Source organism: Klebsiella ornithinolytica (genome assembly GCF_030505655.1).
Lineage (GTDB): Bacteria > Pseudomonadota > Gammaproteobacteria > Enterobacterales > Enterobacteriaceae > Klebsiella > Klebsiella ornithinolytica.
The window spans coordinates 5,151,948-5,176,522 of record NZ_CP130153.1; the positions used below are offsets into that span (position 1 = coordinate 5,151,948).

The window sequence follows — 24,575 nt, forward strand, 5'->3', positions numbered from 1 at the left end:
TTTATGATGAAAATTGCCCCCTCTTTAATGTGTATGGACCTGCTGAAATTCAAAGAACAGATCGAGTTTATCGATCGGCATGCAGATTACTTCCACATCGACATCATGGACGGTCATTTTGTCCCTAACCTGACGCTATCGCCGTTTTTCGTCAGCCAGGTGAAGAAGCTGGCCAGTAAACCACTGGACTGCCATCTGATGGTCACCCGGCCACAGGATTACATCAGCCAGCTGGCGCAGGCGGGCGCAGACTTTATCACCCTGCATCCGGAAACTATTAACGGTCAGGCTTTCCGCCTGATAGAGGAGATTCGTCGCCATGGCATGAAGGTCGGCCTCATTCTCAATCCGGAAACGCCGGTTGAGACGATGAAATATTACCTCCACAAGGCGGACAAAATTACGGTGATGACCGTCGATCCGGGTTTCGCGGGCCAACCCTTTATTCCTGAAATGCTGGAGAAGATCGGCGAGCTAAAAGCGTGGCGAGAACGTGAAGGGCTGGCCTACGAAATTGAGATCGACGGTTCGTGCAATAAAGCGACCTATCAAAAACTGATGGCGGCAGGCGCGGACGTCTTTATCGTCGGGACCTCCGGTCTGTTTAACCACGGCGACAATATTCACGACGCGTGGCAGGTCATGGCAGAGCAGATTCTGGCGGCCAAAAACGAGGTATTCCCTCATGCAAAAACAGCGTAAGGTCGTCGCAGGAGTGGACATGGGCGCAACCCATATCCGCTTTTGCCTGCAAACCGCACAGGGCGAGACTCTGCATTGCGAGAAGCTGCGCACCGCTGAAGCGATCGCCCCTGACGGTCTGGTGAGCGGGATCACGATGTTGATTCAGCAACAGCTTGACCGCTTTCAGGCACATTGCTGCGGCCTGGTGATGGGCTTTCCGGCATTGGTCAGCAGAGATAAACGGACGATTATCTCCACCCCCAACCTATCGTTACCGCCAGAAACCCTGCGTACGCTAGCCGATGAGCTGGAGCATTCGCTGGCCTGTCCGGTCGAATTTTCCCGCGATGTGAATCTCCAGCTCTCATTTGACGTGCAGGAAAATGGTTTGCAGGCTCAACAGGTGTTAGCCGCTTATCTCGGCACCGGCATGGGCTTCGCCATCTGGTTAAACGGCGGGCCGTGGACAGGTGCACATGGCGTGGCGGGAGAGCTGGGTCATATCCCGCAGGGCGACAACGCGCTCATCTGCGGTTGCGGTAATCCCGGTTGTCTGGAAACCGTCTGTTCCGGCATCGCGCTCAAACGCTGGTATGAACAACAGCCGCGCGGCTATGCGCTTGGTGAACTGTTTTTACACGCCGCTGAGGAACCGTTTGTACAGGCCCTCCTGCACCACGCCGCCCGCGCCATCGCCACCAGCATCAACCTGTTCGACCCCGATGCGGTGATCCTCGGCGGTGGCGTGATGGACATGTCCGGGTTTCCACGCGAGGCGCTGCTCGCCATGATAAAAGCGCATATTCGCCGCCCGTTGCCTTATCAGGCGGTGCAGTTTCTTGCCGCATCGTCCTCAACATTTAATGGTGCTCAAGGGGCTGCGGCGCTGGCCCGCAGCCGCTATTTGCCACAACCTGTCGCAGCGCCTGCATCAGCTGTGTCCGACTGAAGGGTTTACGCAGCAGCTCAACGTCCGGCAGCGCAGGATTGTGCGCCGGACGCAGATCCTGGCCGCTGATCAGCAGCACCGCCACCATCGGGAAACGGCGCTGGGTTTCGTTGATCACCTCGGCTCCGCTCAATCGGCCCGGCAGCATCAGGTCGCTAATCAGCAGCGCAATTTCCGTCGAAGCCTCAAGTAACTGCAGCGCCTGCTCTCCGTTCCCGGCCTCCAGGGTTAACCAGCCGAGCTGGTGAAGCTGTTCACAAAGGGTCTGGCGCACATCGGCCTCATCCTCGAGCACCAGCGCCAGCCGCTCACCGCTCACCGTCTGCTCGACTTCCGGCAGCGGGCCACCGCTCGGCGCCTGTACCGCCGCGCGCGGCAGCTGTAAACGCACCGTTGTCCCCTGGCCCGGCGCGCTCTCAATGGCCACCCTCCCGCCGGACTGGCGGACAAAACCATAGACCATCGACAGCCCCAGACCGCTGCCGCTGCCGGTTTGTTTGGTGGTAAAGAACGGTTCGAACACCTGGGCTTTGACCTCCTGCGACATCCCGCTGCCGTGATCGATCACCTCCAGCGCCACCATATCCTGCCGCCGCCCGTCGCTGCGAGCCACCCGCTGGTTCCAGGTGCGCAGCCTAATTACCCCTGAACGCCCTTCCATTGCATCGCGAGCGTTCATCACCAGATTGATAATGGCGTTTTCCAGCTGGCCGACGTCAATCCACGCCGGCCACGCGGGTGACTGTGCCTCAATCTCCAGACTCAGCGTCGTCGGCAGAGAATGGCGCATCAGTTCGCCCAGATTCTCCAGCAGCGGTTTCATCGCCACGGCATTGGGGTGTAGCGACTGCTTACGCGAGAAGGCCAGCAGCCGCTGGGTAAGCAGCGCGCCGCGTTCTGCGGCTTTTCGCGCCCGGGAGATCCGCGGCACGTCCGCGTCCTGCGGCTGAACCAGTTCAAGACTGCCGATAATCACCGCCAGCAGGTTATTAAAATCATGCGCCAGGCCGCCGGTCAGCTGGCCGACCGCTTTCATTTTCTGGCTGTGTACCAGCGCCTGCTCCAGCCCTTTGCGTTCGGTCCTGTCGAGAACCACGTTCACCAGCCCCCGCCCGGGAACCGGGCTGAAGCGCAGCTCAATGGTGCGGTCGCTCGCCAGCTGTAGCTCCTGGGGTTTGGGTAGAGGACGGGACAGGTTGTCACGAATATGTTCCGCCAGAGGGGCGGCCTGACCCAGCAGCTGCTGATAGTGAATACCGCGCTGCAGGTCATTGGCTGCCAGCCCTAACAGCAGCGGATACTGCGGATTCCACACCACCAGCAGCCCCTGATTATCAAACAGCGCGAAGCCGTCGCGCATGGCATGAAAGGTGGTCTCCAGCAGGGTACTTTTTTCTTTCAGCAGCTGAGAGGTATGGGCCAATGACGCGGTATTGCGGGCAAAGACGTTGAAGGCGCGCGCCAGCTCTCCCAGTTCATCGCGTCGCTGGAGCCCCGGGACAGACACATCCTGCTCGCCGTGGGCCAGGCGCGACATCGCCCGGGAGATAGCGGTCAAACTGGAGCCAAGGTTACGGTAGATATACCAGCCGGCGAAGCCGGTTATCACCAGCGCCAGCAGCGCCGACAGCAAAATAAACATGCTGATAGAGCGCAGCTCCTGATGGCTCTGTGCCGCCCGCAGTTCAGACGCCTGCGCCACGCGGGCAACGTACTGATTAATATCGCTGTTGAGCAGCGCCACCAGCGCCTTAATGTGAAACATATACCAGCCGATGGCCAAATCGCTCTCCTCCAGCTGCGCCGAGAGCGGCTCCAGCCTGGCCAGCTCGCCGTTGAAATCCTGCAGAATCGCGGCCAGCGTAGGATCGCGGCTGGTTGTCGGTAGAAAACCTCTCACCTTATCCAGCTGCTGGACGATCGATCGCGGCGTCGAAGTATGGATGGCCGCAACGATCAGCCGATCCATCTCGGCCAGCGGCCGGGGATCGATCGCGTCTGCGCCATGCCGATCGTTAAGATCCTGAATATGCCGGAGATAGCTCTGGTTCTGATACAGCGAGCTGAGCAGTTCATTACGCTGCAGGTGACGACGCTGACCGCGTTCCAGCATGCCGCCCACGCTCTGCTGCAGTTCATTGCTGCGGCGAATAATACTGGCCACCAGCGTCAGTTCCTGTTGCGCCAGCGGCGCGGCGGCGAGGTGCGAGAGTGAATATTTCAGGGCCTGCTGGGTCGCCAGCAGGCGTTCAGCTTCGCTTTTATACTCCAGCGCACCGACCACCTGGGAGAGGCGAACCGCCGCAGTGGCGACGTTCGCGGTGTCGCGCGCCAGATTCATACTGCCGGTCATATCATCCAGCGTCTGCCGCTGCACCTGTTCTTGTAGCAGGCTGGCATGGCGAAACCCCAGCAGCGCTACGCCGGCCACCATCAGCGTGACCGCAACCATCAGCAAATTAAACGACAGCAGACGCCCGCGAGCGCTGGTGAAAAACGGGTAGCGATGGGATGGCATGGTCAGCTCCACGATCTTTTTATTTATCCTGGCGGTTGCTGACCCTGACCGGGAGAGCCGCATCGCGTAATTGTGAGCCAGGTTAACTATTCATCAATATGACAAATATGAACGGCGTCTGACATTTTGTATTTATCGTCGTGTGGTGCACTGCGATTCTCGATCACACTCGCAGGAGAGCCGCCATGCAGGGGACACCGGTACTATCCATGCGCAATATTGCCAAAGCCTTTGGCAAGTTTTATGCGCTGAAAGGCGTCGATCTGACGGTCTGGCCCGGTGAGATCCACGCCTTAATGGGGGAGAACGGCGCCGGCAAAAGCACGTTGATGAAGATCCTCGCGGGGGCATATACCGCCACCAGCGGCGAGATCCTGATCGACGGACGGCCGCACGCCATTAAAGGGCCAAAAGATGCGCTGGCCGCCGGGATCACCCTGATTTACCAGGAGATGCAGCTGGCGCCGAATTTAACCGTCGCCGAGAACATTTTCCTCGGCAGCGAGCTGGCGCGCGGCGGGCTGGTACAGCGCAAAGAGATGATTAATCAGGCCCAGGCGGTGATAGATCGTCTCGGCGCTCAGTTTAAGGCCAGCGACCGGGTGATGACCCTGACCATTGCCGAACAGCAGCAGGTGGAGATCGCCCGCGCCCTGCATCGCAACAGCCGGGTCCTGGTGATGGATGAACCCACCGCCGCCCTCTCCTCCCGTGAGACCCAGCGCCTGTTTGAGCTGATTCTGCGCCTGCGCGATGAAGGGATGGCCATTATCTATATCAGCCACCGCATGGCGGAGGTTTATGAACTCTCCGACCGCGTCAGCGTATTGCGCGATGGCCAGTACGTCGGCAGCCTGACCCGCGACAACCTCAACGCCTCCGAACTGGTGCGAATGATGGTCGGCCGTCCGTTAAGCGACCTGTTCAATAAAGAGCGCGATATTCCGCCCGGTCAGCCGCGCCTGCGGGTAGAGGATTTGACCGACGGCGGTAAAGTGAAAGCCAGCAGTCTGGTGGTACGGGCCGGGGAAATCGTCGGTCTGGCCGGTCTGGTCGGCGCCGGCCGCTCGGAGCTGGCGCAGCTGATTTTCGGCGTGCGTCGGGCCACCGGCGGCGTCATCGAGATCGACGGCGAACCGGTGGTCATTCACTCTCCGCGTGCAGCCATCGAGCTGGGTATCGGCTTTCTCACCGAAAACCGCAAGGAGCAGGGGCTGTTCCTCGAAATGGCGGCGCAGGAGAACATCACCATGGCCACCCTCGAACGGGATGCCCGCTGGGGTATGCTCAATCGCAAAAAGGCGCAGACCCTCTCCGACGATGCGATCTCCCTGCTTAATATTCGCGTGCCGCACGCACAGGTGCGGGCCGGCGGCCTTTCCGGCGGCAATCAGCAAAAGCTGCTGATCTCCCGCTGGGTCGCCATCGGTCCGCGCATTTTGCTGCTTGATGAACCGACGCGCGGCGTCGACGTCGGCGCCAAAAGCGAGATTTACCGCATCATGACCCAGATGGCGCGCCAGGGGGTGGCCATCCTGATGATCTCCAGCGAACTCCCCGAAGTGGTCGGCATGAGCGACCGGGTCTACGTCATGCGCGAAGGCAGCATCGCCGGCGAACTCCAGGCCGGCGACATCAGCCAGGAAAGCATTATGACGCTGGCCACCGGCGTAAACGACTCTCACCTTAAGGCGGTATCACCATGACAACACAGAAAGAGACCGCCGCGCAGCCGGTGGCAAAATCGGTATCAGCGAAGAAAATCCTGATGGGCGATCTGGTACAAACGGTCGGTATCCTGCCGATTTTAATCCTGATTGTCGCGGTATTTGGCTTTATCGCCCCCAACTTCTTTACCGAAAGCAACCTGCTGAATATTACCCGGCAGGCGTCGATCAACATCGTGCTCGCCGCCGGGATGACTTTCATCATTCTGACCGGGGGGATCGATCTGTCCGTCGGCTCGATTCTCGGCACCACCGCGGTGGCGGCGATGGTGGTCTCGCTGATGCCGGAGCTCTCCCTGCTCTCCATTCCGGCGGCGCTGATGCTCGGCCTGCTGCTCGGTTTGTTTAACGGCGCGCTGGTGGCCTTCGCCGGGCTACCGCCGTTTATCGTGACGCTCGGGACCTATACAGCCCTACGCGGGGCCGCCTATCTGCTGGCCAACGGCACCACGGTGATTAACTCCGATATCAGCTTCGAATGGATCGGCAACGATTACCTCGGGCCGGTTCCGTGGCTGGTGGTGATCGCGCTGATGGTGGTAGCGGTGTGCTGGTTCATTCTGCGCCGCACCACCCTTGGCGTTCATATCTACGCCGTAGGCGGCAATATGCAGGCGGCAAGGCTCACGGGGATCAAAGTGTGGCTGGTGCTGCTGTTCGTTTACGGCATGAGCGGCCTGCTCTCCGGGCTGGGCGGCGTCATGAGCGCCTCGCGGCTGTACAGCGCGAACGGCAACCTCGGCGTAGGTTATGAGCTGGATGCCATCGCCGCCGTTATTCTCGGCGGGACCAGCTTCGTCGGCGGCATCGGCACTATCACCGGCACGCTGGTGGGGGCGTTGATTATCGCCACGCTCAATAACGGCATGACGCTGATGGGCGTCTCCTATTTCTGGCAACTGGTGATCAAAGGGGCGGTGATCATCATTGCGGTGCTGATCGACAAATACCGTACCCGACACCATCAAAGTGCATAACAACAATACCAATACCCTACGAGTGAGGAAGACAATATGCGTTTGAAACCGTTAGCGATCGCGCTCTGTGCCGGCACGCTGCTGGCCGCAGCGCCGTTCACCCAGGCTAAAGAACTCAAATCCATCGGCGTGACGGTCGGCGATCTGGCCAACCCGTTCTTCGTGCAGATAACCAAAGGCGCCGAGCTGGAAGCCCGCAAGCTGGCCGGGGATGGCGTCAAAGTGACGCTGGTTTCCAGCGGCTACGATCTCGGTCAGCAGGTGGCGCAGATCGATAACTTTATTGCCGCCAAAGTCGACATGATTATCCTCAACGCCGCCGACTCAAAAGGGATTGGCCCTGCGGTAAAACGCGCGAAAGATGCCGGGATCGTGGTGGTTGCGGTGGACGTGGCCGCCGAAGGCGCCAATGCCACCATCACCTCTGATAACACTCAGGCGGGAGAAATGGCCTGTAAATACATCACCGACCGCCTGAAAGGCAAAGGGAATGTCGTGATTATCAACGGGCCGCCGGTTTCCGCTGTGCAGAACCGCGTCGAAGGCTGCCAGGCCGAGTTTGCACGCCACCCGGATATCAAAGTGCTCTCCTACAACCAGAACGCGAAAGGCAGCCGTGAAGGTGGTCTGGAAATTATGACCTCATTGCTGGCGGCGAATCCGAAGATCGATGGCGTCTTTGCCATCAACGATCCGACCGCGATCGGCGCCGATCTGGCGGCAAAACAGGCGCAGCGTCATGAGTTCTTTATCGTTGGCGTCGACGGAAGTCCGGACGGTGAAGAGGCGTTGAAACGTAAAAACTCGCTGTTTGTGGCGACGCCGGCGCAGGACCCGCAGGTCATGGCGGCGAAAGCGGTAGAGATCGGTTATGACATTCTGCAGGGGAAACCGGCACCGGCCGCACCGGTGCTGATCCCGGTGACCCTGATCGATAAAAACAATATCGGCAGTTACAAAGGCTGGACCGTGAAGTAAGAGTCCTGTCTCCCTGCTGGCCCCGCGTCTGCCGGGGCTACGCCGCCCTGTCGCCGTGGATAACATCCGCGGCGAACACATAGCCCAGACCGCGTAGGGTTTTGATCAGCGTCGGCTGATGCGGATTCGGTTCGATTTTGCGCCGCAGGCGCATGATCAGCACGTCAATCGTCCGGTCAAAGACTTCGGTGCTTTCGCTATGGGTCAGGGCCAACAGCTGCTCGCGATTGAGCACCCGGCGGGCGTTTTGCGCCAGCGCCAGCAGCAGGCTGTACTCTCCCTGGGTCAGCGGCACCGCTTGCTGTTGCGAGTTAAACAACTCGCAGCGAAACGTATCCAGCCGCCAGCCGTTAAAGAGCAATCCCGTGCCGCCGCTCGCGCCTTCGGCACCCAGCGCACCGCTACGCCTGAGCACCGCTTTCACCCGCGCCACCACCACCCGGGAGTTGAACGGCTTGGCAATATAATCATCGGCGCCCATTTCCAGCCCGACTACGACGTCGGATTCGCTGCCGAGGCCGGTCAGCATCACCACCGGTAAATCAGGTCGGCTACGCTGAAGCTGTTGCAGCACCAGCAGCCCGTTGGTGTCGGGGAGAATCATATCCAGCAACACCAGCGAGATATCCGTCCGCTGGGCCGCTACCGCCAGCGCATCGCTGCCGGTCTGGCACAGCAGCACGTCAAAAACATGCGCACTGAGCACATCGCTAAGCAGTTCGCCAATCGCGCTGTCGTCATCCACAACCAAAATGACCGGTTTCATTACTTGCCTCTGCCCGCACGGAACGATCTCTGTCTGATTAATTCAGCAAAGCCCCCTCGACAAATCCATTACCGGATCGCGTTTCTTCAATCCATGTCACATCTCACCGCCCTTCGACACGTCAAAACTGACGACGCCCTGCTTTTCGTCAGCATTTAGCCCAAAAAATCGACGTATCATCAGTCAATACCCACAATGAAAACATGGCATAGAAGATGCATATTGACGGCGTGATAGCGCATATGCGCCCATTGATGAACTGGAGCAAGACCGATGAAAAAAGTCGTCACGGTTTGCCCGTATTGCGCATCAGGTTGCAAAATCAACCTGGTGGTCGATAACGGCAAAATCGTCCGGGCTGAGGCGGCACAGGGGAAAACCAACCAGGGAACCCTGTGCCTGAAAGGCTATTATGGCTGGGATTTCATTAACGATACCCAAATCCTCACCCCGCGCCTGAAAACCCCTATGATCCGCCGTCAGCGTGGCGGAAAACTGGAATCCGTCTCCTGGGAGGAGGCGCTCGACTACGTCGCGACCCGTCTCAGCGCCATTAAGGCGAAGTACGGTCCGGACGCCATTCAGACCACCGGTTCGTCCCGCGGGACGGGGAACGAAACCAACTATGTGATGCAAAAGTTCGCGCGCGCCGTTATTGGTACCAATAACGTCGACTGCTGCGCTCGCGTCTGACACGGCCCTTCGGTTGCAGGTCTGCACCAGTCGGTCGGTAATGGCGCCATGAGTAATGCCATCACGGAGATTGATAACACCGATCTCGTCTTTATCTTCGGCTACAATCCGGCCGACTCACACCCTATTGTGGCGAATCACGTGATTAACGCCAAACGCAACGGGGCGAAGATTATCGTCTGCGATCCGCGCAAGATTGAAACCGCGCGCATTGCCGATATGCATATTGCCTTGAAAAACGGCTCCAACATCGCACTGCTCAACGCCATCGGCCACGTCATTATCGAAGAGGATCTCTACGATAAATCCTTCGTCGCCAGCCGTTCTGAGGGCTTCGAGGAGTATCGTAAAATCGTCGAAGGCTATACGCCGGAGTCGGTGGAAGCCATCACCGGCGTCAGCGCACAGGAGATCCGCGCCTGTGCCCGGATGTATGCCGGCGCGAAATCCGCCGCCATCCTGTGGGGCATGGGCGTGACCCAGTTCTATCAGGGCGTGGAGACCGTGCGCTCGCTGACCAGCCTGGCGATCCTCACCGGCAACCTCGGCAAGCCGAGCGCCGGCGTCAACCCGGTGCGCGGCCAGAACAACGTGCAGGGCGCCTGCGATATGGGGGCGCTGCCGGACACCTATCCGGGCTATCAATACGTGAAATTCCCGGAGAACCGCGAGAAGTTCGCCAGAGCCTGGGGCGTCGGGAGCCTGCCGGCGCATACCGGCTATCGCATCAGCGAGCTGCCGCACCGCGCGGCGCACGGTGAAGTACGGGCAGCGTACATTATGGGCGAAGATCCGCTGCAGACCGACGCCGAGCTCTCTGCCGTGCGTAAAGCGTTTGAAGAGCTGGAGCTGGTGATTGTCCAGGATATTTTCATGACCAAAACCGCCGCGGCGGCCGACGTTATCCTGCCGTCCACCTCGTGGGGCGAGCACGAAGGCGTCTATACCGCAGCGGACCGCGGCTTCCAGCGCTTCTTTAAGGCGGTAGAGCCGAAGTGGGACCTGAAAACCGACTGGCAGATCATCAGCGAAATCGCCACCCGGATGGGCTATCCGATGCACTACAACAACACCCAGGAGATCTGGGACGAGTTGCGGCATCTGTGCCCGGACTTTTACGGCGCCACCTACGAGAAAATGGGCGAGCTGGGCTACGTGATGTGGCCGTGCCGCGATGAGTCCGACGCCGACCAGGGGACCTCTTATCTGTTTAAAGAGAAGTTCGACACCCCGAACGGCCTGGCGCAGTTCTTCACCTGCGACTGGGTTGCGCCGATCGATAAGCTCACCGACGAGTATCCAATGGTGCTCTCCACCGTGCGGGAAGTAGGCCACTATTCGTGCCGCTCCATGACCGGCAACTGCGCGGCGCTGGCCGCGCTGGCGGATGAACCGGGCTATGCGCAAATCAATACCGCCGATGCCGCGCGACTGGGTATTGAGGATGAGGCGCTGGTGTGGGTGAACTCACGTAAAGGCCGCATTATCACCCGCGCGCAGGTCAGCGACCGGCCGAATAAAGGGGCGGTCTATATGACCTATCAGTGGTGGATTGGCGCCTGTAATGAGCTGGTAGCGGAGAACTTAAGCCCGATAACCAAAACGCCGGAGTACAAGTACTGTGCCGTGAACGTTGAGCGCATCGCCGACCAGCGCGCCGCCGAGCAGTATGTGATTGATGAGTACACCAGGCTGAAAGCCCGCCTGCGCGAAAGCGCAATGGGTTAAGGCAGACGGCGCCCCCGGCCACATAATGCTGGCGGGGGGCGCATTTTCGCCATCCGGGTTGCGGGATAGCTGGCGCAGCCCACTTTTATCGAACCTGGCAGCCGCCGCCATTTTCTTCTTTTTCACCTCCCTTTATACTGCGCGCTGTGTTCCTGACCGATAATAAAAAATGAAATACCTCTATTTACTTCTGATGCTGTTCTCTCTTGCCGCGGGTGCCACGGATCCCGGCAGCCAGTACAAACACCAGGCGGAAGCCGGCGATCCGCGGGCGCAGTACTATCTTGCCGATACCTACGTCAGTTACGGTGATTATCAGCAGGCCGAATACTGGGCGCAGAAATCGGCCGATAACGGTGACGGGGATGCGCTGGCGCTACTGGCCCAGCTGAAAATCCGCAACCCGCAGCAGGCCGATTACAAACAGGCCAGAGAGCTGGCGGAGAAGGCGGTGCAGGTTGGCAGCAAGGCTGGCGAAATTATCCTGGCCCGCGTGCTGGTCAACCATCAGGCCGGGCCGACGGACTATTCACATGCCATCACCCTGCTACAGGATGCCGCCCAGGATCCGGAAAGCGACTCCGCCGTCGACGCCCAGATGCTGTTAGGTCTGATTTACGCCAGCGGCGTCCAGATGACAGAGGATGACGCCAGGGCAACGGACTATTTTAAACGCAGCTCCTCGCTGTCCCGTACCGGTTATGCCGAATACTGGGCCGGGATGATGTTCCTGCAGGGAGAACAAGGCTTTATCGAACCCAACCAGCAGAAAGCGCTGCACTGGCTCAATGTCAGCTGTCAGGAGGGATTTGATACCGGCTGCGAAGAGTTCGACAGGATAAGTAAAAGATAAGAAAAAGCCCGGCGGTCGCGCCGGGCTTTGAGACGGTTGATAAACCTGTTGGAACCCGGTGCCCGCGTTTTGCCGGGTGGCGGCTGACGCCTGACCCGGCCTACAACACCCGCAGTCTCAACACTTGCACACGCTCTGTCGGCCCGCGCAAGCGCAGCGCCGCCGGGCAATTTAAGCACGCTTTGTCAACACGCTGAGCCCGACGCGGTCGCGCCGGGCTTTGCATTTTATTGCGCCGTTTTATCAAATTTGCCCAGCACTTCACGCTCATAGGCCAGCGCTTTCTTGCGGTCAAACTTGTGCTCCCACTTGGCAATCACCAGCACCGCCAGCGCATTGCCCACCACGTTCAGCGCGGTACGCGCCATATCGAGGATACGGTCAACGCCGGCAATAAAGGCCAGCCCTTCCAGCGGAATCCCTACGCTCCCCAGCGTCGCCAGCAGCACCACGAAGGAGACGCCCGGCACGCCGGCAATCCCTTTCGAAGTTACCATCAGCGTCAGTACCAGGGTGATTTCCTGCCACAGCGACAGGTCAATACCGTACAGCTGGGCAATAAAGATCGCCGCGATACTCTGATACAGCGTTGAGCCATCGAGGTTAAACGAGTAGCCGGTCGGCACGACAAAGCTGGTAATAGAAGCCGGTGCGCCATAGGCTTCCATCTTCTCAATAATACGCGGTAGTACGCTCTCGGAGCTGGCGGTGGAGTAGGCCAGAATCAGCTCGTCTTTCAGAATACGGATCAGAATCCAGATACTTAATCCGCATACCCGCGCCACGATCCCCAGCACCACCAGCGCGAAGAACAGAATCGCGAAGTAGACCAGGATAACCAGTTTGGCCAGCGGCCACAGCGAGGCGAAGCCAAAGGTGGCAACGGTCACCGAAATCAGCGCAAACACCCCGACCGGCGCATAGCGCATCACCATGTGGGTCACTTTGAACATGGTTTCGGAAATGGAGCGGAAAACGGTCACCAGCGGTTCACGATGGGTCGCCGGCAGCGAAGAGAGTCCCAGACCGAACAGTACCGAGAAGAAGATAATCGGCAGCATATCGCCTTTCGCCATCGACGCGACAATGTTGGTCGGCACCAGTGACAGTATCGTTCCCATCAGGCCATGAGCGTGGCTTTGCACCTCTGCCGTTGTACTTTGATATTTCGAAATATCCACCGCGGCCAGCTGCGACATATCAATGCCGCTACCCGGCTGGAAGACGTTGGCCAGGGTAATCCCCAGCACGATCGCCACGGTGGTGATCACTTCAAAATAGATAATGGTTTTCGCGCCGATTCGGCCCAGCTGCTTCGCGTCGCCAACGCCGGCAATCCCGACAACCAGCGTCGAGATAACAATCGGAACGACGATCATCTTGATCAGGTGGATAAAGATATCGCCCGCCGGCGTCAGGAAATTCGCAATTAACCAATCACGACCGTCGGCATGGTAATGCAGATAGCTGCCCAGCAGAATACCCAGCACCAGGGCCAGCAAAATCTGCCAGGCCAGGCTGACTTTTGTTTTTTTCTTCACTACTGACTTCCTCAATGAGAGGCACCATTCCCGGAAGTCATGATGCCCACTGAAAGGGATATGAATTGTGTTGCGTTGCTCTATGGGGTTTTTTAACGCGCGGTATCAGTATCATCTGCACGGCATGCTACGCAAGCGTTTAAGAACAGGGCTTTTCTCTGGGTTTCTGCATAAATTCGCTAACTTTCCCCACTTCCGTTGCATAAGTATCTGTTATAAAAAAAATTTCATAGCTTCCATTTCTATAAATACATTTCTGAAATTATTTCACTTCAAAGTTTCATTTGATTGATTTTCATTCAGTTGAATCAATGCGTGATCTGTCCCCCAAATAGCAAACAAAGCCGTGAAAGACCCTACTCTTAACGTTTACTTGACATATATTTAACAACCTACAGGAGAAAAAAAGCCATGAGCCAAATACATAAGCACTCTATTCCCGCTAACATTGCGGACAGCTGCCTGATTAACCCGGAACAGTACAAGGCGCAGTATCACCAATCTGTCACCGACCCGGATGCGTTCTGGGGTGAGCAAGGCAAAATCCTTGACTGGATGCGGCCCTATACGCGCGTGAAGAACACCTCATTCGCTCCGGGCAACGTCTCTATTAAATGGTATGAAGACGGCACGCTGAATCTTGCCGCTAACTGCCTCGATCGCCACCTGGCCGAACGCGGCGACCAGACCGCGATTATCTGGGAAGGCGACGACGCCAGCCAGAGCAAACACATCACTTATCGCGAGCTCCATCACGACGTCTGCCGCTTTGCTAACGTCCTGCTCGACCTCGGCATTAAAAAGGGCGATGTCGTCGCTATCTATATGCCAATGGTGCCGGAAGCCGCCGTCGCCATGCTGGCCTGCGCCCGTATCGGCGCGATTCACTCGGTGATCTTCGGCGGTTTTTCTCCCGAAGCGGTTGCCGGACGTATCATTGACTCGAACTCGCGTCTGGTCATTACTTCCGATGAAGGGCTGCGCGCCGGACGCGCAATTCCGTTGAAGAAGAACGTCGACGACGCGTTAAAAAATCCGAACGTCAAAAGCATCGAGCACGTGGTTGTGCTTAAACGCACCGGCGGCAAAATCGACTGGCAGGAAGGACGCGACCTGTGGTGGAGCGACCTGATTGCGCAAGCCAGCGACCAGCACCAGCCGGAAGAAATGAATGCGGAAGACCCGCTGTTCATCCTCTATACCTCCGGTTCAACCGGTAAGCCCAAAGGGGTGCTGCACACCACCGGCGGCTACCTGGTCTATGCCGCCACCACCTTCAAATATGTCTTCGACTACCATCCGGGCGACATCTACTGGTGTACTGCCGACGTAGGCTGGGTGACCGGCCACAGCTATCTGCTGTACGGCCCGCTGGCCTGCGGCGCCACCACGCTGATGTTTGAAGGGGTGCCGAACTGGCCGACGCCGGCGCGGATGTGTCAGGTCGTCGATAAGCACAAGGTCAATATTCTCTACACCGCGCCGACGGCGATCCGTGCGCTGATGGCGGAAGGCGATAAGGCCATCGAAGGCACCGACCGCTCTTCTCTGCGTATTCTGGGCTCGGTCGGCGAGCCGATTAACCCGGAAGCCTGGGAGTGGTACTGGAAGAAGATTGGCAACGAGAAATGCCCGGTGATGGATACCTGGTGGCAAACTGAAACCGGTGGCTTCATGATTACTCCGCTGCCGGGCGCCATTGAGCTGAAAGCGGGTTCCGCCACGCGTCCGTTCTTCGGCGTGCAGCCGGTGCTGGTCGACAATGAAGGCACTCCGCTGGAGGGCGCGACCGAAGGTAACCTGGCCATCGCCGACTCCTGGCCGGGACAGGCGCGAACCCTGTTCGGCGACCACGAGCGCTTTGAACAGACCTACTTCTCCACCTTCAAAAATATGTATTTCAGCGGCGACGGCGCTCGTCGCGATGAAGATGGCTACTTCTGGATCACCGGCCGCGTGGACGACGTTCTGAACGTATCTGGCCATCGTCTGGGGACCGCAGAGATCGAATCGGCGCTGGTATCGCATCCGAAAATCGCCGAAGCGGCCGTGGTCGGTATTCCGCATAACATCAAAGGTCAGGCGATTTACGCTTACGTCACGCTCAATCACGGTGAAGAGCCGACGCCGGAGCTGTATGCGGAGGTGCGCAACTGGGTACGCAAAGAGATTGGCCCGCTGGCCACGCCGGACGTGCTCCACTGGACCGATTCATTACCGAAAACCCGCTCGGGCAAGATCATGCGTCGTATCCTGCGCAAGATTGCCGCGGGCGATACCAGCAACCTCGGCGATACGTCAACACTGGCGGATCCGGGCGTCGTGGAAAAACTGCTCGAAGAGAAGCAGGCTATTGCGATGCCGTCGTAAACGGACTCATTCCCTACACCCTCTCCCCGTCAGGGGAGAGGACATAAATCATACGCCCTAAGGATTCCACGTAGCAGGACAGCAGGAAGCACCCTCTCTTCCCGACAGCACATTGCCGGGCGGATAAGTGCTGCCGACGGTCAGCGCGCGGATGACAAAAAGGGTACCTCTGGAGACGCTGTAATGAATGAGCAACTTTGTCAGCGGATAGAAGATAGTGCGCATTTCAGGGAGTTAGTTGCAACCCGGCAAAGGTTTGCCGCCATCCTGTCACTGATTATGTTGGTGATCTACGTGGGCTTTATTCTACTCATCGCTTTCGCCCCTGGCTGGCTGGGCACGCCGCTGCATGCCGGCACCAGCGTCACCCGAGGCATCCCGATCGGCATCGGCGTTATCGTTATCTCTTTTGTCCTCACCGGGATTTATGTCTGGCGGGCTAACGGAGACTTTGACCGTCTGACCAAAAGCGTTATCAACGAGGTGCACGCATCATGAAGAAAGTCCTGACGGCGATTGCCGCCACGCTCCCTTTTACCGCGAGTGCCGCTGACGCCATCACCGGCGCGGTACAACGCCAGCCGACGAACTGGCAGGCGATCGTCATGTTCCTGATCTTTGTCGCCCTGACGCTGTATATCACCTACTGGGCGTCAAAACGCGTTCGCTCACGCAGCGATTACTATACCGCGGGCGGAAATATCACCGGTTTTCAGAACGGGCTGGCGATTGCCGGCGACTTTATGTCGGCCGCCTCTTTCCTCGGTATTTCCGCGCTGGTCTACACCTCCGGCTACGACGGGCTGATTTACTCCCTCGGTTTCCTGGTCGGCTGGCCGATAATTCTGTTCCTGATCGCCGAGCGCCTGCGTAACCTCGGGCGCTACACCTTCGCTGACGTCGCCTCCTATCGCCTTAAGCAGGGGCCGATACGTACCCTCTCCGCCTGCGGTTCGCTGGTGGTGGTGGCGCTGTATTTGATTGCTCAGATGGTCGGCGCAGGCAAGCTGATTCAGCTGCTGTTCGGCCTGAACTACCACGTCGCGGTGGTACTGGTCGGCGTGCTGATGGTGCTCTACGTCCTCTTCGGCGGCATGCTCGCCACCACCTGGGTGCAGATTATCAAGGCCGTCCTGCTGCTGTGCGGCGCCAGCTTTATGGCCTTCATGGTCATGAAGCACGTCGGTTTCAGCTTCAACAACCTGTTCAGTGAAGCGATGGCGGTGCATCCGAAAGGGGCGGCGATTATGAGCCCAGGCGGACTGGTGAAAGACCCGATATCGGCGCTGTCGCTCGGTCTCGGTCTGATGTTCGGTACCGCCGGTCTGCCGCATATTCTGATGCGTTTCTTCACCGTGAGCGATGCGAAAGAAGCGCGTAAGAGCGTGTTCTACGCCACCGGGTTTATGGGCTACTTCTATATCCTGACCTTTATCATCGGCTTCGGCGCGATCATGCTGGTGGGCGCAAATCCCGCGTTCAAAGATTCCGCGGGCGTGCTGATCGGCGGCAATAATATGGCGGCGGTACACCTGGCCGATGCGGTAGGCGGCAACCTGTTCCTCGGCTTTATTTCAGCGGTCGCCTTCGCCACTATTCTGGCGGTGGTCGCCGGCTTGACGCTGGCGGGCGCATCGGCGGTTTCTCACGACCTGTATGCTAACGTCTTCCGCAAAGGCGCCAGCGAGCGCGATGAGCTGCGGGTTTCGAAAATCACCGTTCTGGTGCTGGGCGTCGTGGCGATTCTGCTGGGGATTTTGTTTGAAAATCAGAACATCGCCTTCATGGTGGGTCTGGCCTTCTCCATCGCCGCCAGCTGTAACTTCCCGATCATACTGCTGTCGATGTACTGGTCGAAGCTGACCACTCGCGGGGCCATGGTGGGCGGCTGGCTTGGGCTGCTGACCGCCGTGGTTCTGATGATCCTTGGCCCGACGATTTGGGTCCAGATCCTCGGCCACGAAAAGGCGATATTCCCGTATGAGTATCCGGCGCTGTTCTCTATCGCTATCGCCTTTATCGGTATCTGGATTTTCTCCGCCACCGACAACTCGGCGGAAGGGATGCGCGAGCGCGAGCAGTTCCGCGCTCAGTTTATCCGTTCGCAAACCGGGATCGGTATCGAACGCGGCCAGGCGCACTAACCTGACCCTCCCCGGCCGCCCGGCCGGGGAACATTAAAACATCAGCAGGCGCACCAGCGGTGCCGCCAGTACCATCACCACGCCAGACAACATCATCACCAGACTAGCCACCACCCCTTCCTGCGGCCCCAGCTCATATGAACGGGCGGTGCCTGCGCCGTGCGAGGCGGCGCCAAATCCAGCGCCTTTTGCCATCCCTTCACGAATGGCGAGCCGCATAAACAGCGCATCGCCCACCGCCATGCCAAACACGCCGGTGATCACCACAAACAGCGCCACCAGCTCCGGCTGACCGCCGATCGGTTTTGCCGCGGCCAGCGCAAACGGCGTCGTGATCGAACGCACCGCCAGGCTACGCTGAATCTCATCCGGCAGCGTAAACAGTCGCGCCAGCCACACGGAGCTGGTCACCGCGACCACCACTGCCGTCGTCACCCCTGCGGTCAGCGACATCCAGTGCCGTTTAATGACCGCGAGGTTGTCATATACCGGGACGGCAAACGCGATAGTTGCAGGCCCCAACAGCCATAACAACCAGTGGGCCTCGCCCATATAGTTCTGATAGGAAATGTGGCCAAACACCAGAATCAGCACCAGCAGTATCGGGGTAAACACCAGCGGCATCAGCGGCAGCCTGTGGAAGCGGCGATACAGGCGCTTATTGGCGAAATAGAGTGCCAGCGTCACAACCAGGCACAGGACGCTCAGTTGAAAATCACTCATGCTTCATCCGGCTGACTTCATAGCGATACACTTTATCCACCACCCATGCCGTAGCCCCCAGCACCATCAGGGTACTCAGCGCAATCACCAGCATGATCCGCCAGCCATCGACCATCAGCAGCTGGGTATAGTTGACCACCGCCACCACTGCCGGAACAAAGAACAGCAGCATTTCCGCCAGCAGCCAGCGCGCGCCCGCCCGCACCCATTTTAGCGGGATAACCCGACAGACAATCAGCGCCAATAGCATCAACATACCGACCAGGTTCGCCGGCAGCGGTAGATGCAGCCAGTTAACCAAATATTCAGCGCAAACGAACAATCCGGCATAAATCAGCACCTGAACCGGGACCTGGAGGCGCTGTACAACGAAGGGGGTCACACGAGCTGGCGCGAAGGCCATGAGCGAAATTCCTGAAAAAGAAGCGAGGTGTGCAGTATAGAGAGCCGCCTGAGCGGACAGAAATGAATTAAAATCATCACAGGTATAGTCTCTGGGAATAATTATGGATATCCGAACGCTGCGCTATTTTGTCGAAGTGGTGCGTCAGCAGAGTTTTACGCGCGCCGCGGAAAAACTTTTCGTCACACAGCCCACGATCAGCAAAATGCTCAAAAATCTGGAAGATGAGCTGAACTGCACCCTGTTGATTCGCGATGGCCGCCGGCTCCTGTTGACCGATACCGGTCGGGTTGTTTTTGAGCGTGGGCAGGCGATTCTGGGGGAATTTCATCAGCTGGAATCGGAGCTGAGCGATATTAATCACCTGCACAAAGGGATCCTGAGACTGGGGATTCCGCCGATGGTCGGGATGCTGATGGCAGAACCGATCGGCCTGTTTCGCCAGCGCTACCCGGGCGTGGAGCTGAAAATTGCTGAGTTCGGCGGACTGACGGTTCAGCAGGCGGTGAGCAACGGCGAACTGGATCTCGCCATGACGGCGCTGCCGGTAGACGAAGACAGCGGCCTGAGCACGCTGCCGCTCTTCAACCATCCGCTGTGCGTGCTGACGCCGAGAACCGAGGCGTGGGAAAACGTTCAGTCACTCTCGCCGGAAGCCCTCGCCGCCCATCCCCTGGTCATTTATAACGAAGATTTCGCGCTGAGCCGGCAGCTGATGGCGCTGTTTACCTGTCATGATGTGAAGCCCCGCATCGCGGTGCGCAGCGGACAGTGGGACTTCCTCGCGGCCATGGTGCAGGCGGGCATCGGCGTGGCCATACTGCCGCAACCGATCTGCGAACGTCTCGACGCGCAGAATTTTTGCTGGATACCGCTGCAGAGTGAGTTGCACTGGGAACTGGGGATGATCTGGCGGGAAGGCGTTTATCTGTCGCACAGCGCGCAGGCGTGGCTGGAATGCAGTAAGGCGTTCTGGCTGGAGTGAGTGCCCGGAGGCGGCGCGTTGCGCCTGGCCGGGCGACAAAAACAGTCATACTGAATTCATCGCCCGGCCAGCGTAGCGCCGCCGGGGAAGCGGTACGCTGCTACTGATCTTCGATTAGCAGCGCTTCCAGCAGGTCAAGGTCGTGGAGCAGCTTCTGCAGCGTTTCATTGCTGATCTGCCGGGTCGCACGAAGATGATACAGCTCTCCGCGTTCTGAACGCAGCGCCGCCAGGCGGAACCGACGCTCAAGCTGCTCTTCGAGGATGGAGGTTTCGACATCGTTGCGTCCGTCGACGCGGCGGCGCAGATTACCAATCACCCGCGAACTGACCTCGGTCAGCAGCTGGTTATCAATATTCTCTTTGGTGTCAGCCGCCAGACGCTCCTCCATTTTCTGAATCGCGACAATCGCCACATCTGCCGTCGCCGCGCGCGCCAGCCGCTCTTCTTTACGCTGCTGAACATGGTCGCTCGACTCAATGTGGCGGAGCAAAATCGGTAGCGCAATCACCCCGACAAACAGCGAGAACAGAATCACCCCGGCGGCCAAAAAGATCAGCTCATAGCGGGCCGGGAAGACGTTACCGTCAGGCAGCAGCAGCGGAATCGACAGCACACCGGCGAGGGTTATCGCCCCGCGTACCCCGGCAACGGAGGAGATCAGCAGTTCACGAGTGGTCCACGAGCCAAATTCCATCGGTTTCCTCTTCAGGAAACGCTGGCTTAATTTGCGCATCGTCCACAGCCAGCCAAAACGCACCAGCATCAGCGCGGCGTAGATCAGAATAATGTCGGTAAACAGCATCCAGGTTTCAACATTAGGATCCGCTTCCGCCGCCACCAGCGACGTTGACAGAATGTCCGGCAGCTGCAGACCCAACAGCAGGAAGACCATGCCGTTAAAGACAAATTCCAGCATCGCCCAGGTACTGTTCGCACGCAGACGCATGGCCAGCGGCGCGGTGCGCATCACGCCGGAACGGGTGATGGTCATCCCCGCCGCCACCGCCGCCAGGATCCCGGATACACCGATATGTTCCGCGATCAGGTAGGAGGCAAACGGCAGCAGGAACAGCAGAACAATCTGCGTCGCCGGCTCGTCGCCGCCCCAGCGGCTGAGGAAGCGCATCGAACGACCATACAGCCAGCTCACGACAAACCCGGCGAGGATACCGCCGATGGCGACCTTGAGGAACTCGACCGTGGCACCGCCGACGGTAAAGACCATCGTGCCCATCGCCACGGCGACGGCAAACTTCAGCGAGACCAGGCCGGAGGCATCGTTCATCAACGCCTCGCCCTGCAAAATTCCCATAATTTTTTTCGGAATGCGCCCTTCGCCCACGATACCTGACAGCGCCACGGCATCGGTCGGTGACAGCACCGCCGCCAGGGCAAAGGCGGGAATCAGCGGAATACCCGGCACGATCCAGTAAATGAGAAAGCCAATACCTACCACCGTCACCAGCACCAGCGCCAGCGCCAGCCCGAGGATTTCTCGTCCGTGCTCAATAAATTCACGGGTCGGCGTCTTCCAGCCGTCGGCAAAAAGCAGCGGCGGGATAAACAGGACCAGGAACAGCTCGGGGTCGAATTCAACATGCAAACCAAACGTCGGCCACGCCAACAGCGCGCCAATGGCGATTTGCATCAGTGGTAGTGGAACCTGAAAGGGCAGTACGCGTGTAACCACCCCGGAGAGAGAGACCACGAGGGTCATAATGAGTATGGTGAAGAATATTTCCATGTGTTCCCTGTTTGCTGGGTTTTCTTATTTTATACCCTCAATAATTCGAGTTGCAGGCAGGCGGCGACGCAGGGAATCCCCAGGAGCTTACTGAAGTAAGTGGCTGGGGTGAGCGAGGACAGCCAACGCTCATGCAACTTGAAGTATGACGGGTATACACCGGAGGCGTCATGTCTCTGGATAATACGCTACTCAGATTAACGCAAAAGGAAACAGGATGTGGCTTAAAAATAAAACGGGCGGCCTGAGCCGCCCGCTATTCGCAAGAAAAGCTTAAATAGCCCACCCACCGGCGTAGAAGATCACCAGCGCGGCCGCGATGATAACGGTTCCCAGATTCAGCTTGCGCCACTCGCCGGACACCAGACGGCCAATGACCAGGGCGGCAAAGCCGATCATGATGCCGGTTACGATGTTACAGGTCAGCACAATAAAGACCGCGGTGATAAGCCCGGCCATCGCATCGACGAAATCATTAAAATCGATTTTCGCCACGTTGCTCAGCATCAGCAGACCGACGTACATCAGCGCTGGCGCCGTGGCATACGCAGGTACCAGATAAGAGAGCGGGGAGAGGAACAGAATCAGCAGGAACAGCACGCCAACGGTCACCGCGGTGAGGCCGGTTTTGCCGCCCGCCGCAGTACCTGCCGCGGATTCGATATACACCGCCGCCGGCGCCGCCCCGACCACGCCGGAGAAGACGCTGCTCAGGGAGTCGGTGGTCAAGGCTTTACCGCCGTTGATAATCTGCCCGTCTTTATCCAGCAGGTTTGCCTGCCCCGCCACGGCGCGAATAGTGCCGGTGGCATCAAATACCGCCGTCATCACCAGCGCCAGAACGCTTGGCAGAACTACCGGGTTCAGCGCGCCGATGATATCGAGGCTGCCAATCAGCGAGTTGCCTTTGTCGTCGCTCAGCGACGGCATCGCGAAAATACCGGAGAAATGAACGCTCGGGTCAAAAATCAGCCCGACGATCGAAATGCCGATAATGGTCAGCAGAATACCGCCCGGCACTTTCATTTTTTCGAGACCAATAATCACCGCCAGCCCCACCAGCGACATAATCACCGGGAAGCTGTTGAAGTGACCCAGCGCCACCGGCAAACCGTCCAGCGGGTTTTTAATCACCAGGCCCACGCCGTTGGCGGCGATCAGCAGCAGAAACAGGCCGATACCTATCCCGGTGCCGTGCGCAACGCCCTGCGGTAAATTGCGCAGGATCCAGCTACGAATACCGGTGGCGGAGATAATGGTAAACAGCACGCCCATCAGGAACACGGCGCCCAGCGCAACCGGAATACTGATGTGCTGCCCCAGCACCAGGCTGAAGGCGGTGAACGCGGTCAGCGAAATAGCACAGCCGATGGCCAGCGGCAGGTTTGCCCACAGCCCCATCACCAGAGAGCCTACGCCGGCGACCAGACAAGTGGAGACGAACACGGCTGCCGGAGGAAACCCGGCTTTACCCAACATGCCCGGGACAACAATGACCGAGTACACCATCGCCAGGAAGGTGGTTAAACCGGCAACAATCTCCTGACGAACGGAGCTGCCACGAGCTGAAATTTTAAACCAGGCGTCTAATGAACCGCCGGTACGCGCTGAAGGCGTAGACATAGAAAACTTCCCCTGAAAATTTTAATCGTTCGTCCGTATGCGTGGTGGACCATCCACTGCCAGCTAAACGCGATCTCCTTGTGCGACCTCGCAGCGCCAGGGGGGCTGCAAAAAAGCAAACGTTTAACTCCGCGCATACAATAACGGTGGTCAGAATGTATTTGCTCCCCCCAGAACAGGGATAAATAGCGAGCAAAATACAAAGGCAAACGATTATCCAGCCTTTAGACGGGCCTTTTCAACTGAAGTTTGTGTTAATTCGCTAAATTTTGCTTATGGCGTTCATGAAATAACCAGCCGATGCGCAAACGTTGTCGTCTATGCGCAATCCGGTAACATTTTTGTATTGCGCTGATAGCAATTCACCGCGGTCATCACAAAAATCACTACCTCATTCCGGCAGGGTGAACGGGCCGCCGCGTTCAATCGCTTTCTGCCAGGCCGGACGCTGCTCTATACGCTGCACCCACTGTCCGATCCGCGGCAGATCCTTGATGCCGCCGCGCGCCAGCAGCGCCATGACCGGAAAGCTCATCTGGATATCGGCCATGCTGAGCTGCGCGCCGGCAAACCACGGCTGACAGGAGAGATGATCCTCAATATAGCGAGCGTGCGTGGCGATTTGCCGGTCCAGCCAGGCCTTCTGTACCCCTTTGCCCAGGGCATTGCCCAGCGTGCGCATCCCGAGCGGAATGGGCGGTTTACCGAGGCTGGCAAACACCAGTTTCATCAACATCAGCGGCATCAGTGAACCCTCGGCATAGTGCAGCCAGAAACGGTATTGCAGCTTATCCGCCATCGCCTGCGGTCTGAACCGTTGGTCGCTATCGTAGGTTTCCTGCAGGTACTCCAGGATGGCGCCCGATTCCGCCAGCACGTAGCCGTTATCTTCCACTACCGGGGATTTTCCGAGCGGGTGGATCTGCTTTAACGCCGGCGGCGCCAGCATATTTTTTTCCCGCTGGTAGCTGACAATGCGATAAGGCAACTGGAGTTCTTCAAGCGCCCACAGCACGCGCTGGGATCGCGATTGATTGAGATGATGTACCGTCAGCATGGAGGTTCTCCCGTAATTCGTTCAAATTAACTATAGGAACTGACGGCGATTGGCGGAAAAATTTCGCCGAAATAAACGGGTGAAAAAGCCGGGCTGTGCCACAATTAAG

At 58.3% G+C, this 24,575-nt stretch carries 19 protein-coding genes; 11 read left to right on the forward strand and 8 right to left on the reverse strand.

Translation table 11 applies throughout. From position 1 onward, the window contains the following. Window positions 1-6 precede the first annotated feature (6 nt). Both alsE and alsK read left to right on the forward strand, forming a co-directional pair. A complete protein-coding gene (gene alsE / locus Q1L34_RS24415) occupies window positions 7-702 on the forward strand; it encodes a D-allulose 6-phosphate 3-epimerase (protein ID WP_004856557.1) in 696 nt (231 codons plus the stop codon). Beyond that, complete coding sequence (alsK, locus tag Q1L34_RS24420; RefSeq protein ID WP_004856554.1) at window positions 686-1,633, forward strand: allose kinase; 948 nt, start codon at window positions 686-688, stop codon at window positions 1,631-1,633. Before alsE ends, alsK begins: the two co-directional genes overlap by 17 nt. Here the strand turns inward: alsK and Q1L34_RS24425 are convergent. After that, entirely contained in the window at window positions 1,545-4,151 is a 2,607-nt protein-coding gene (locus Q1L34_RS24425) for an ATP-binding protein (RefSeq protein WP_327204312.1), read from the reverse strand. The genes alsK and Q1L34_RS24425 overlap by 89 nt on opposite strands. 185 nt (window positions 4,152-4,336) lie before the next feature. Here Q1L34_RS24425 and Q1L34_RS24430 point away from each other — a divergent pair, with 185 nt between their 5' ends. Genes Q1L34_RS24430 through Q1L34_RS24440 form a run of 3 tightly spaced genes read left to right on the forward strand, consistent with a single transcriptional unit; the run spans window position 4,337 to window position 7,833 of the window. After that, window positions 4,337-5,857 carry a sugar ABC transporter ATP-binding protein gene (locus tag Q1L34_RS24430; protein WP_015585351.1) on the forward strand — a complete coding sequence of 507 codons (1,521 nt, stop codon included), beginning with the start codon at window positions 4,337-4,339 and terminating at the stop codon, window positions 5,855-5,857. Beyond that, window positions 5,854-6,855 carry an ABC transporter permease subunit gene (locus tag Q1L34_RS24435; protein ID WP_004856549.1) on the forward strand — a complete coding sequence of 334 codons (1,002 nt, stop codon included), beginning with the start codon at window positions 5,854-5,856 and terminating at the stop codon, window positions 6,853-6,855. The genes Q1L34_RS24430 and Q1L34_RS24435 overlap by 4 nt, the downstream gene beginning before the upstream one ends. A 36-nt stretch (window positions 6,856-6,891) precedes the next feature. After that, window positions 6,892-7,833, forward strand: a complete 942-nt coding sequence (locus Q1L34_RS24440) for an ABC transporter substrate-binding protein (RefSeq protein WP_064368208.1) — start codon at window positions 6,892-6,894, stop codon at window positions 7,831-7,833. A 37-nt stretch (window positions 7,834-7,870) separates the two neighbouring features. Here Q1L34_RS24440 and Q1L34_RS24445 read toward each other — a convergent pair whose 3' ends face one another. Beyond that, window positions 7,871-8,599, reverse strand: coding sequence for a response regulator (locus Q1L34_RS24445; protein ID WP_015585352.1), 729 nt, complete (start codon window positions 8,597-8,599; stop codon window positions 7,871-7,873). Window positions 8,600-8,872: 273 nt separating this feature from the next. Here Q1L34_RS24445 and fdhF point away from each other — a divergent pair, with 273 nt between their 5' ends. Further along, window positions 8,873-11,020 (forward strand): formate dehydrogenase subunit alpha, encoded by a 2,148-nt coding sequence (fdhF, locus tag Q1L34_RS24450; protein WP_080636366.1) that lies wholly within the window; start codon window positions 8,873-8,875, stop codon window positions 11,018-11,020. Window positions 11,021-11,189: 169 nt separating this feature from the next. Then, on the forward strand, window positions 11,190-11,873 hold the full coding sequence (locus Q1L34_RS24455) for a tetratricopeptide repeat protein (protein ID WP_004856540.1): 684 nt from the start codon (window positions 11,190-11,192) through the stop codon (window positions 11,871-11,873). Window positions 11,874-12,100: 227 nt separating this feature from the next. On the opposite strand, the gene gltP is transcribed toward Q1L34_RS24455, so the two are convergent. After that, the gene (gene gltP, locus Q1L34_RS24460) at window positions 12,101-13,414 is read right to left on the reverse strand and encodes a glutamate/aspartate:proton symporter GltP (protein WP_004856537.1); all 1,314 of its coding nucleotides are present in this window, start codon (window positions 13,412-13,414) and stop codon (window positions 12,101-12,103) included. A 411-nt stretch (window positions 13,415-13,825) separates the two neighbouring features. Here gltP and acs point away from each other — a divergent pair, with 411 nt between their 5' ends. The 3 genes from acs (at window position 13,826) to actP (ending at window position 17,928) form a co-directional block, all read left to right on the forward strand. Then, window positions 13,826-15,784: an acetate--CoA ligase gene (gene acs, locus Q1L34_RS24465; RefSeq protein ID WP_004856536.1), complete on the forward strand. Its 1,959-nt coding sequence runs from the start codon at window positions 13,826-13,828 to the stop codon at window positions 15,782-15,784. Window positions 15,785-15,967: 183 nt separating this feature from the next. Beyond that, window positions 15,968-16,282, forward strand: coding sequence for a DUF485 domain-containing protein (locus tag Q1L34_RS24470; RefSeq protein ID WP_004856533.1), 315 nt, complete (start codon window positions 15,968-15,970; stop codon window positions 16,280-16,282). After that, the gene (actP, locus tag Q1L34_RS24475) at window positions 16,279-17,928 is read left to right on the forward strand and encodes a cation/acetate symporter ActP (RefSeq protein WP_015585355.1); all 1,650 of its coding nucleotides are present in this window, start codon (window positions 16,279-16,281) and stop codon (window positions 17,926-17,928) included. The genes Q1L34_RS24470 and actP overlap by 4 nt, the downstream gene beginning before the upstream one ends. A gap of 33 nt (window positions 17,929-17,961) precedes the next feature. Here the strand turns inward: actP and Q1L34_RS24480 are convergent, their stop codons facing one another. Beyond that, a complete protein-coding gene (locus tag Q1L34_RS24480) occupies window positions 17,962-18,651 on the reverse strand; it encodes an LrgB family protein (protein ID WP_004856530.1) in 690 nt (229 codons plus the stop codon). After that, window positions 18,644-19,054: a CidA/LrgA family protein gene (locus Q1L34_RS24485; protein WP_004856528.1), complete on the reverse strand. Its 411-nt coding sequence runs from the start codon at window positions 19,052-19,054 to the stop codon at window positions 18,644-18,646. The genes Q1L34_RS24480 and Q1L34_RS24485 overlap by 8 nt, the downstream gene beginning before the upstream one ends. A 103-nt stretch (window positions 19,055-19,157) precedes the next feature. Between Q1L34_RS24485 and Q1L34_RS24490 the strand changes: the two genes are divergently transcribed. Next, a complete protein-coding gene (locus tag Q1L34_RS24490) occupies window positions 19,158-20,039 on the forward strand; it encodes a LysR family transcriptional regulator (RefSeq protein ID WP_004856526.1) in 882 nt (293 codons plus the stop codon). A gap of 100 nt (window positions 20,040-20,139) precedes the next feature. On the opposite strand, the gene Q1L34_RS24495 is transcribed toward Q1L34_RS24490, so the two are convergent. The 3 genes from Q1L34_RS24495 to Q1L34_RS24505 form a co-directional block, all read right to left on the reverse strand. Then, a complete protein-coding gene (locus tag Q1L34_RS24495) occupies window positions 20,140-21,786 on the reverse strand; it encodes a Na+/H+ antiporter (protein ID WP_004856523.1) in 1,647 nt (548 codons plus the stop codon). A gap of 273 nt (window positions 21,787-22,059) precedes the next feature. Beyond that, entirely contained in the window at window positions 22,060-23,409 is a 1,350-nt protein-coding gene (locus Q1L34_RS24500; RefSeq protein ID WP_004856522.1) for an NCS2 family permease, read from the reverse strand. 391 nt (window positions 23,410-23,800) lie between these two features. Further along, a complete protein-coding gene (locus Q1L34_RS24505; RefSeq protein WP_044350303.1) occupies window positions 23,801-24,466 on the reverse strand; it encodes a glutathione S-transferase family protein in 666 nt (221 codons plus the stop codon). Window positions 24,467-24,575 lie beyond the last annotated feature (109 nt).

Excerpts from the sequence above, each read along its gene's own strand:
- Q1L34_RS24490 (WP_004856526.1), top strand. The coding sequence starts at position 19,158 with ATGGATATCCGAACGCTGCGCTATTTTGTCGAAGTGGTGCGTCAGCAG.
- acs (WP_004856536.1), top strand. The coding sequence starts at position 13,826 with ATGAGCCAAATACATAAGCACTCTATTCCCGCTAACATTGCGGACAGC.
- Q1L34_RS24440 (WP_064368208.1), top strand. The coding sequence starts at position 6,892 with ATGCGTTTGAAACCGTTAGCGATCGCGCTCTGTGCCGGCACGCTGCTG.
- Q1L34_RS24445 (WP_015585352.1), bottom strand. The coding sequence starts at position 8,599 with ATGAAACCGGTCATTTTGGTTGTGGATGACGACAGCGCGATTGGCGAA.
- Q1L34_RS24500 (WP_004856522.1), bottom strand. The coding sequence starts at position 23,409 with ATGTCTACGCCTTCAGCGCGTACCGGCGGTTCATTAGACGCCTGGTTT.
- Q1L34_RS24430 (WP_015585351.1), top strand. The coding sequence starts at position 4,337 with ATGCAGGGGACACCGGTACTATCCATGCGCAATATTGCCAAAGCCTTT.
- Q1L34_RS24470 (WP_004856533.1), top strand. The coding sequence starts at position 15,968 with ATGAATGAGCAACTTTGTCAGCGGATAGAAGATAGTGCGCATTTCAGG.
- Q1L34_RS24480 (WP_004856530.1), bottom strand. The coding sequence starts at position 18,651 with ATGAGTGATTTTCAACTGAGCGTCCTGTGCCTGGTTGTGACGCTGGCA.
- alsK (WP_004856554.1), top strand. The coding sequence starts at position 686 with ATGCAAAAACAGCGTAAGGTCGTCGCAGGAGTGGACATGGGCGCAACC.
- actP (WP_015585355.1), top strand. The coding sequence starts at position 16,279 with ATGAAGAAAGTCCTGACGGCGATTGCCGCCACGCTCCCTTTTACCGCG.
- Q1L34_RS24485 (WP_004856528.1), bottom strand. The coding sequence starts at position 19,054 with ATGGCCTTCGCGCCAGCTCGTGTGACCCCCTTCGTTGTACAGCGCCTC.
- Q1L34_RS24435 (WP_004856549.1), top strand. The coding sequence starts at position 5,854 with ATGACAACACAGAAAGAGACCGCCGCGCAGCCGGTGGCAAAATCGGTA.
- Q1L34_RS24455 (WP_004856540.1), top strand. The coding sequence starts at position 11,190 with ATGAAATACCTCTATTTACTTCTGATGCTGTTCTCTCTTGCCGCGGGT.
- Q1L34_RS24425 (WP_327204312.1), bottom strand. The coding sequence starts at position 4,151 with ATGCCATCCCATCGCTACCCGTTTTTCACCAGCGCTCGCGGGCGTCTG.
- Q1L34_RS24505 (WP_044350303.1), bottom strand. The coding sequence starts at position 24,466 with ATGCTGACGGTACATCATCTCAATCAATCGCGATCCCAGCGCGTGCTG.
- Q1L34_RS24495 (WP_004856523.1), bottom strand. The coding sequence starts at position 21,786 with ATGGAAATATTCTTCACCATACTCATTATGACCCTCGTGGTCTCTCTC.
- alsE (WP_004856557.1), top strand. The coding sequence starts at position 7 with ATGAAAATTGCCCCCTCTTTAATGTGTATGGACCTGCTGAAATTCAAA.